At 71.1% G+C, this 5,135-nt stretch carries 3 protein-coding genes and 1 pseudogene; all 4 read right to left on the bottom strand.

Annotation, left to right across the window (positions count from 1 at the left end; genetic code table 11):
- On the bottom strand, positions 1-1,556 hold a 1,556-nt coding region (locus AB0M52_RS30215), incomplete at its 3' end, for an Ig-like domain-containing protein (RefSeq protein WP_363960787.1).
- Between the two features lie 3 nt (positions 1,557-1,559).
- Complete coding sequence (locus AB0M52_RS30220; RefSeq protein WP_363960789.1) at positions 1,560-2,408, bottom strand: hypothetical protein; 849 nt, start codon at positions 2,406-2,408, stop codon at positions 1,560-1,562.
- Between the two features lie 127 nt (positions 2,409-2,535).
- Positions 2,536-3,687, bottom strand: a complete 1,152-nt coding sequence (locus AB0M52_RS30225; protein WP_363960791.1) for a hypothetical protein — start codon at positions 3,685-3,687, stop codon at positions 2,536-2,538.
- A gap of 194 nt (positions 3,688-3,881) precedes the next feature.
- Positions 3,882-5,135: pseudogene (locus AB0M52_RS30230) on the bottom strand (hypothetical protein); the annotation flags it as partial.

Here is a 5,135-nt window from a genome sequence, read left to right on the forward strand (position 1 = left end):
ATCCGGACCACGCCGTTCTCGGCGGTTTCCGGGTCGTCCAGTTCGTCGTCAAACCGCACGGTGACCGTCTCGTTCCCGTCGAAACCGCGGGCCACGAGGTTCACCACCTGGCCCCGCTGAAGGGTCGGGTTCGGGCCCAGCTCGACACCGTTCTCGTCAGTGACGGTGAGGTCGTCGCCGGAGGACGCCGGCGCGGTGATGACGTACGACTGCGGCGCGGACTCGGAGCCGAGGAAGCGGGTCGTGTCGCCCGAGACGTAGACCGCCTTGAGCGAGCGAGTCCCGACCGGGAGGGTGGTGGTCGAGATGCTCGCCACGCCGTTCTGGAGTTGGACCGGGGCGCCCAACGGGGTCGATCCGTCCTCGAACCGGATGGAGCCGATCGCGGCCTCCGGCCGGACCCGCGCGGTCAACGTGACGGAGCTGCCCTGCGGCCGGGGACCGGCCGGCGCGATCGTCAGTTCCGTGGTGGTGACCGCCGCTCCCTCGCCGGTGATCTCGTAGGACACGGCTTCCGACTGGGAACCGTTGAAGGCCGCCGCATCCACCGGAGTGAAGATCGCGCTGAACGAGTGGGCGCCCGGCGCCAGCAGTCCCGACTGCGTCGTGTTCACCGTGGTCGTGACCGTGCCGCCGGTCACGTTGAGTTCGATCCCGAGGTTGGCGGTGCCGTCCCGGAACTGCACCACACCCTCGGCCTCAGCCGGCTCCACCGTCGCGGTCAGGGTGATCGGCGTCCCGGGGTCCTGCGGGCCCTCGGGCGAGACCGCCAGGCGGGTCACGGTCGAAACGCCGGTCGCCGAGTTGATCTGATAGGTCATTGCGGACGAGATCGAGCCGGCGAAGTTGCCGGTCGGCTGGTAGACCGCGACCAGCGAGCGCATGCCGACCGCGAGATCCGCCACGGCGAGCGTGGCGCTGCCGCCGGCGAGCGCGACCGGCGCGCCGATGGGCGACCCGTCGCTCTGGAACTGGATCGAGCCGGTCGCCGTCGGCGGGTTGACGGTCGCGGTGAGCGTCACCGTCGCTCCCTCGGCCGCCGAGTTCTCCGGGCTGGCCGTCAGGCTGGTCGTGGTCGCGACCGCGGTGCTGACCACCCGCCACTGGTCGCCGGTGACCTCGATCGGGGTCACGAACCGGTTGGGGTGTCGGCCCTCCAAGAGGCTGAAGCACTCCACCACGACCCACCAACGACCGTTGGCGGGCGCCGAACCGAGCGCGAGCTGGAACGAACGGTTCGGGTCGGCCACCACCGGCGCCTTGTCGTAGCCCCCACCACCGAGCGACGGGGTGAGGTTCGTGAACGGCCCGGTCTCCGCGGGACCGATCCGCAGCGCCGCCTCCTCGCCGAACCCGGTCGGGCACGGTACGGAGGTGATCCCGGTTGCGAACATCGGCGAGTCGGTCACACTGCCGCTGGTCTGGGAGAGGCTCACGGTGCCCAGGTCGGCGGCGTACGCGGGCGTACCGACCAGCCCGACGAGCATGCCACCGAGCAGCGTGGCGACCGAGAGCATCGCGGCCGCACGGCGTCGGCGGGTCACGGACATGGACATCGGCTACTTCCTCTTTGTCTTCTTGGCAGGGGCGGTGCGGCGGGTGGATCGCGCGGGGCGCTCGGCGTCGTCGGCCCAGCGCACGGTGGGCAGCGCGGGAGCCACCCGTCGCCGCAGGGCGAGCAGGCTGCCGACCGCGCCGACAAGTAGGAGGCCGGTGACGATCACCGCGGCGGTCAGCAGGCCGCGTCCGGTCTCCTGCTGTCGGGCGGAGGCCGGCACGGGGTCGACGGCGGGGGTGCCGGAGGCACTGGCCGGGGTGGGGGCGAGAGCTGCGGCCGGGTCGGTCGCGCCGGCCGCGGGGGTGGACCCGACGGCGGTCGGCGTGGGCGTGGGCCCACCCTCGGGCGGTCCGAGCACGGCCGGCGAGCCGCCAGACGATCCAACGCGCCAGGTGGCTCCGGTCACGGTGATCGGCGTGACGAAGCGTTCAGGATGACGGCCGGCCGCCGCGCTGAAGCACTCGACGACGACCCACCAGACACCGTCGCCGGGATTCCTGCCAAGCGCGGTGGCGAACGAACGGTTCGGGGCAAAGGTGAGGTTGCCCTTGTCGTACCCGCCCTCGAACAGGGGTTTGGCCAGGTTCGCGAACGGGCCGCCGGGCGGCCCGACCCGCAGCGAGGCGTTCGCGCCGTACGACGTGGGGCACGGGGCGGAGGTGGTGGCCGACGCGAAGATCGGATCGCTGGTGACGCTGCCGCTACTGGCCGAGAGGGTGACCGTCCCGAGCGGCGCCGCCAGCGCCGGGGAGGCGATGACGCCGAGAGTGGAGGCAACCGCCGCGACGCCGAGGACGCCCGCGTACCCGAAGGCGCGGCCGCGCCAGCGCGGCCGAGTCTCCCTGTTCATCGCACCTTCCTCTGCGTTGTGGGTCGGCGGGCCGAACGCGGCCCCCGGAACGGGTCACCCGCCGGCACCCGCGGGGCCGGGGCGTCCGAACCCGGACGCCCGGCCCCGCTTCGGCCGACGCTTACGGTCAGGAGTTGGACTTGAGGTCGACGGCACCGCAGACCTGGTGGAACAGGTCCGTGGTGGACGACCGCAGGCCGAACCCGAAGAGCTGCGCGACGTTGCGCTGCGTGCCGCCGACGTTCACCGTGGTGGTGCACGCCAGGGAGCTGCTGCCGACGAAGACCTGGGCGATCAGGGGATCCGACAGGTTCGCGGTCGGCACGACGTTGTAGACGTCACGGTTGAGCGGGAAGCTCGGGTTCAGCACACCGCCGGTGATCGGCTGCTGCACCGACTGACCCACCAGGTTCATGCCGCTGAGGATCGCCGGGCCACGCCGGTCGACGACCGAGACGCCCGGGATGGCCGCCTGGATCGCCGCGCTGTTGGTCTGCGCGATGAACTGGGCGGCCGAGAACGGCACGATCCAGTCGTTGTGCCCCTGCAGAACCGTGCCGTCGTGCTCCTGCGGGTTCGGGACCCCCGCGACCGTCAGGCACGGCAGGTCACCGAGCGAGATCTCCTGCTCGGTGATCTCCATCTGCTGGAGCCAGAACTGCCGGGTGCCCGAGCCCGCCTGCGGGATCAGCGGCTGCACCGGCAGGCCGGTGATGGCGCGGTCGAAGCACTTGTACACGCGCTGCACGCGGGCGAACGAGTTGTTCCGCGGCAGGTCGCTGTTGGCGTTGATGGCCAGGGCTACGGCGTCCACACCCGTCGGGATGTAGGTGAGGTTGCCGCTGGTGCTCGGCGTGGTGCTGGAGAAGGACGACGAGCGGGCGAAGTTCACGCAGCCCCGGACGTCCTTGCTCAGGTAGTGGCCGGGCCCGCCGTGGGTGCCGCCGAGGTCCTGCCCGAGCGAGGCGCGCAGAGCCTGACGGCCGGCGCCGGATCCGTTGGGCCGGGTGAAGTCACAGCCGGCCGACTTGGTCTTGATGTCGGTCGACGTGCCCGACGGCGGGCGGGCGTCCCAGGAGGCGATGACCTTGTTGCCGCTAATCCGCAGCGACTCGGCGAGGCCGTTGCCCAGGTCCTGGGTGGTGTCAGATCCCACGCCGGTGAGCGTGCGGTAGTCCGTCGCCGGCACCGGGTCGGCGGAGGCGGGGCTACCCCAGACGGCGACGGCGGAGAGCGCGATGGCCGCCACCATCGCCCTTCCGAAGGCGTTAACCCTCATGCGATCTCCCTTTCCGAGAGAGAAGGAAATTGCCACTCATTCCACTTTATAAATGAGTTATGGTAATTTTCCCGGTCTGATACCAAAGACCGAAACCTAGGTTGAGCGAACGTTGGGATTGCTTCTTTTCGGCAACACGTAGGCCAGATGAACAGGCCATATGCGGCGGCAACTCGTTGGCGCCTCGCTGCCCGTCAGGTCGACCCCCCGTTGTTCGCGCCGAGGCGACGGGACACCAGCAGCAGGACCGGTCCGACCGCACCACCGGCGAGCCCGACCACGAGCAGCGCCACGAGGAGATAGCGGATCGGGCCGATCGGGCTGCCCGGGGCGACCTGGGCGACCGGCCGGTCCGCCGACGGCTGCGGCGCGGTGGACGGGGTCGGCGACGGCGTCGGACCCACGCCCGGGTTGGGCACCGTCGACGGCGTCGGTTCGGGGTTGGTCGACGGTGCGGGCGGTGCGGTGGTGTTGGTTGCGCTCGGCTGCGGAGTCGGCTGTGACGTCGGCTCCGGTGTCGGGCTCGGGGCTACATAGCGCTCCAGCTTGTCGGCGGCCTGCAACGCCTCCACCCGGAGGAACTGCGGGAGCGGCGCGTAGCCGGCCGGTAGCTGCCCCGGCAGATGCCCCGGCGCCTGACCGGATCCGGTGGCGTAGCGGAGCAGCGCGGCGTAGTCCCGTCGCGCCGTGGCGTCCTCGGTGAGGTCGGCCGCCGCGTAGGTGACCATGGTGAGCGGGTACGCCCCGGGGAGCCGGGCCACCCGCGCCGGGTCGATCACGCGTACGCCGGTGACGCCACTGGGCACCATCGCGTTCGCGGCCGTGAGCATCCCCGACGTGGTGGCCGCACGGCAGTCGTTCGCCGTCAGCTTCCCCTCCGCGTCGCTCACCGCCGTACAGAGCTGTGCGGTGTGCAGGCCGTAGCGGGCCGCGGAGGCGGAATCGGTGATCGAGAGTGCGAACCGCTGCCCCACCTGCTTGGGCGGCTCCTTGCCGTACCGCCCGGGGATCGCCGGGTCGAACGACGGCTGCCAACCGGAGAGCTGCTTGGTGTCCGCGCGCAGCGTCTGGTACGCGGCCTCGCCGATACTCGAGGCGTACGGGAAGAGGTCGAGCGTGCAGCGGCCCGGATCCACCTCCTGCTGCCAGTCCTCCAGCAGCGGGGAGTGCAGCGGAGGCAGGCAGGACGGGTCGGTACGGGGGAAGTAGTCCTGCGCCCCGTCGGTGGTGACGAACTTGTAGTTCTCGTTCACCCGCATGCCCGGGCCACCGTCCGGACCGGAGAGTCCGTCGGGTTGGCCGGCCAACCAGGCGCGGGCGGAAGCATCGCCCAGGATCCAGCGCCACACCTCGCGGGCGGCGGAGAAGTTCCCGTACGAGACCACGATGCCGTCCGGGGCGAACCCGTTGTCGATGTACTTGAAGTCCGGGTTGAGTGCTAGGAACTC

Source organism: Micromonospora sp. NPDC051296 (genome assembly GCF_040682255.1).
Taxonomy (GTDB): domain Bacteria; phylum Actinomycetota; class Actinomycetes; order Mycobacteriales; family Micromonosporaceae; genus Micromonospora; species Micromonospora craterilacus.